Source organism: Mycobacterium sp. (genome assembly GCF_032161845.1).
GTDB lineage: Bacteria > Actinomycetota > Actinomycetes > Mycobacteriales > Mycobacteriaceae > Mycobacterium.
On record NZ_JAVRQA010000498.1, the window covers coordinates 1 to 3,847 of the forward strand.

A 3,847-nucleotide genomic window follows, 5' to 3' on the forward strand; every position below is an offset into this window, starting at 1 on the left:
ATCGGTGTGACTTCGAGAAGCGAACCAGGACCGCTGTCCCCCATGTCTGGCGGCGGCAACCCGGCTGCACCCTGGAACGGAGGCTCAAGGGCGGCAGGTGGTCGGTTCTCGTGAGGAGGGGGCGCCACCTTGGGCGCGCAGCCACCGGCCATCGCGACCGTGCACACGGTGGCAAGAACGGCCCCCACGCGCATCGGCCAACTCACGGCCTTTCGTCCGGCAGTTCGCTTTCCGGGGATCCACCGCGGCTTCCTGCGCGCACCGGCCGGCGATCGGCGACAGGTGCACCCCCACCCTTCGTTCCCTCGGCGCCGCGCTCCTCGGCGGCCGTGCGGACCCGCTGCCTGGAATGGGTGCGCGCGACGAGACGGCTGACGGGTTCGAAGGTCGCGACCGTTCCCAGGAGCGCGACGTGTGCCGATTGGAGGGTCTGCACCGCACGCCTCAGCGAGTTGGCCGTGGTGCCCCCGATCCGCGCCAGCAGGATGACGCCGTCGGCGAGGGCGCCGACGTTCGCGCCGTCGGTGTAGCTGTCCAGCGGCGGCGTGTCGACGACCACGTAGTCGTATCCCTGACCCAGTTGTGCGATGAGCTTCGCAGCACGGTCCGTCGCCCACAATTCGCCGGGTCGCGGCGGCCGAGGCCCCCCGGGCAGCAGTGCAATCGAATGGCCGCTGACGTCGATTTGCGGGATGACCGCGTCGTTGAGCGCGTCCTCTCCCAGCAACAGCGTGCTCAACCCGTGCTGAACTGACTTCACGCGCGCCGCGTCGGCAAGGGCCAACCTGTCGACGAGATTCGGATGACGCATGTCTCCGTCGACGAGGATCACCGACCGGCCCGATTCCGCGAGCGCCGCCGCGAGGTCGATGGCCGTGGTCGTTCGGCCGTCGCCCTCCGAGGGACTCGTCACGGCGATGATGCGCGGTCGGCCGGCACCGTCCGGCGGTATCGCGAACCGCAGATTCGTCCGCAATTCCCGGATTCGTTCGGCGTAAAGGCTGTCACCGGCGAGATCGACGACGGCGGCATTCGGACGCACGGGATCTTTTGGCAGCGTAGCTATCACCAGTGAACCGGTCGCCGATTCAAGGCCGTTACGCCCACGCAGACGTTGATCGAGGACGCCGACCAACAATGCAGCCAATAATCCAACGACGAACCCACCGGCAGCGCCCAAGGCGATCCGAAGCCAGAGTTTCAGATTGACCGGCGCGGTTGGGTAACTGGCGTCATCGACGACGACGGCTGCAGCCGATGGTGTGCCACCACGACGCGAGGTTTCCAGTTCGGCGACGACTGCCACGAGTTGATCGGAAACGGCGGCGGCATAATCCTGTGCTCGCGCGGGCGACGAATCAGTGACGCTGACATTCAGCATGACTGTCTTGTTGATGGGCGTCGCAGTGATCTTGCCCTGAAGTTCACGCGGCGAGATTTGCGCCTGCAATTCGGCGACCGCACGCGTAGCGACCTGTTCGCTGGTAGCCAGTGCGACATAAGAATATGCGCGTTGCTGAGAGAAGGTGTCGTTCTGATATGCCTCGGCCGTCGTCGTCCCGGTTTGAGTGGCGACGAATAACGTAGCGGTCGATTGATATTTAGGGGTGAAATCGATGATCGACCAATTGATCACCCATGACCCGTACCCGACGACCGCCCCGATGACAGTGAATGCCAGGACCACCCACCAGTACCGCCGGAATATACGCAGATAATCTGTGACACCCAACGCCGACCTCCAAATACGTGTGGCTGAGAACTGTATCGCGGCTGAACCCACCGGGCGGTTGTCAACACGCGCCTCGTACTAAGTTGGTACTGAGCGCTTGAGCTGCCACCATGGTCCCCGTGACGCTTCGCTGGGATCTCAAAGCATGCTACATGCTACCTGCTGCCATCGTTGCCGGGTGCCCGGTCCTGACGTGGCTGGCGCTTGATCATCTCGGGACGCCGACGCTGGCGCTCGCCGGCGTAATGGCCGTAATCGTCGCGGTTTATGTTGGGCTATGGCACCCGCTGTGGTTGTACTGGGGGTTGGCCGTGGTGCTGGCCATAATTCCTTTCGGCTACGTCCCCGGTGTCCACCTACCTCTCTACTTGCCGTTCGCATTTGGCGTGGTACTGGCGGCGATCCTTTATCCCCGACCCGAGGAACCGTTCAGTCGCCTGGAAATCGCAATGATGGTCATGGTCGTGGCCGCCGGGATCTCGGTCGTGGCCACCAGTTTCAGCCTCGGGGGCATGATTCAGTACGTCCGTTGGTCCATCGTGACGCTGGTGGCGGTGGCGTTGCTGCGCTTGCCGAGGGAGCACCTGGAGCGCTTCGGGCGCATCTTCGTCTGGCTGTCGGCCGCGAACGCGATCTGGGGCATATTGCTGGTGACTGTCGACCGCGGTCAGAAGTCATTCGGCATTCTCAAGGTATTCGGCTATGACCTCGGTCGGGTCGACGAGTCCGTTCGCGGCGGACTGGAGAACCTGTCCACATTCGTGTACACCACCAGCGGGGAACGTTCAATTCGATTGGGTGGAACGTGGGTCGGCGCGAATGGCGCGGGTATCGCATTCCTCATCGCATTCGCAATGTGTCTGGTCTTGTTCCGCGGTTGGCAACGCAATTGCATGGCGATCATTCTCGCGTTTGCCATCCTCCTGACATTGAGTCGCCAATCGATCTTCACGCTATTCGTCGGTCTTGCCTTGGTCTTCGTCTTCCACTCGATCCGAGCACGGAGCCGATGGCAGGCCATGGGCTCGGTGGCAGTGCTTCTTATCGTGGCGCTGAGTGTGCCATTCATCCGCGAGCGGTTATTGGTATCGGGGAGTTCTGACGTCAGCGGTGTCGCACGCACGGAGTCGCTGGCGAGTTTCACGAGTCAGGTATCCGGTCACTGGTTGTTCGGTTTGGGCTGGACCCGCCCAGAAATCATTGATCCCGCGCAATCGTATGCGCTGAACATCATTTCCAATGCGCCGCTGCTGCAGATATATCGGGCGGGCCTCATTACAGGTCTGGCATTCATCGCGGTCGTCGTCATTGGCTGCATACTCAGCTACCGAGCGCTTCGATCCGATTCGCTCCCATTCGCCGTTTATGGCGGCGTCTTCATCGCCTTCTGCTTCGTGGCGTTGCAGCTCGACCACGGCGTCGCGGATGTTCCGCAAACCACCTTGTGCTTCTCGGTGCTTCTCGCCTTCCTCGGCTACGTCGATCGGTCGCGCCGCGAGACGCGAGATCCGGCCGTGGACGTCAGCAAAATGCCCGCCGCTGCGGCGCCCTGACTTTCCTCAGGTGCGCCGCGACAACCGCGCCGCGAGCCAGTCGAAGAAGCGGTTGAAGGGACCATCCAGCCCCGCCAGCGTCCATGTGATCGCGACGGCAATGACCACGAAGACCGGGGTCAGGGCGGGTGACGGGGCGTACCACCCGACGATGTTGAAGAGCTTGTAGAAGACGAGCACCAGAATGCCGTGCAGCACGAAGATGGTGAGTGTGCGACGCCCGATGCGGGCCAGCCACTGCGATTTGCGCGGCATGATCGCCATGAAGCCCAGGAGGGCGGCAGCCGACATCAGCATCAACCCCAGCCTGCCCAGGGCGGGAAACGCGGTCCAGACCGCCGCCTTGTCGTAGCTTTCCGAGCCGTAGAAAACGGCTTGGTCCAGCCCGTGCTGCGACCAGATCACGACGCCGGCCATCAGCGCGACGAACGACACGCCCCAGAGAACTCTTGCGCGCGAGACCAGGTCGAGGATCCTCTGCCGCCAGACGTAGCCGGCGAGAAAGAAGGGAAAGAAGTAGAGCGTGCGGGAAAGGCTGAGGTCAGGACCGATGTAAGCGGCG

Annotated in this window: 4 protein-coding genes; 1 reads left to right on the top strand and 3 read right to left on the bottom strand. The window is 63.0% G+C overall.

Going from position 1 to position 3,847, the window contains the following annotated elements; genetic code table 11:
* On the bottom strand, positions 1–206 hold a 206-nt coding region (locus QOD90_RS27460; protein ID WP_526355031.1), incomplete at its 3' end, for a hypothetical protein.
* Positions 203–1,381 (bottom strand): tyrosine-protein kinase domain-containing protein, encoded by a 1,179-nt coding sequence (locus QOD90_RS27465; protein ID WP_526355033.1) that lies wholly within the window; start codon positions 1,379–1,381, stop codon positions 203–205. The genes QOD90_RS27465 and QOD90_RS27460, both read right to left, overlap by 4 nt.
* A 470-nt stretch (positions 1,382–1,851) precedes the next feature.
* Between QOD90_RS27465 and QOD90_RS27470 the strand changes: the two genes are divergently transcribed.
* A complete protein-coding gene (locus QOD90_RS27470; protein ID WP_526355035.1) occupies positions 1,852–3,285 on the top strand; it encodes an O-antigen ligase family protein in 1,434 nt (477 codons plus the stop codon).
* 6 nt (positions 3,286–3,291) lie between these two features.
* On the opposite strand, the gene QOD90_RS27475 is transcribed toward QOD90_RS27470, so the two are convergent.
* The coding region (locus tag QOD90_RS27475; RefSeq protein WP_526355037.1) for an acyltransferase family protein at positions 3,292–3,847 on the bottom strand (556 nt) is incomplete at its 5' end.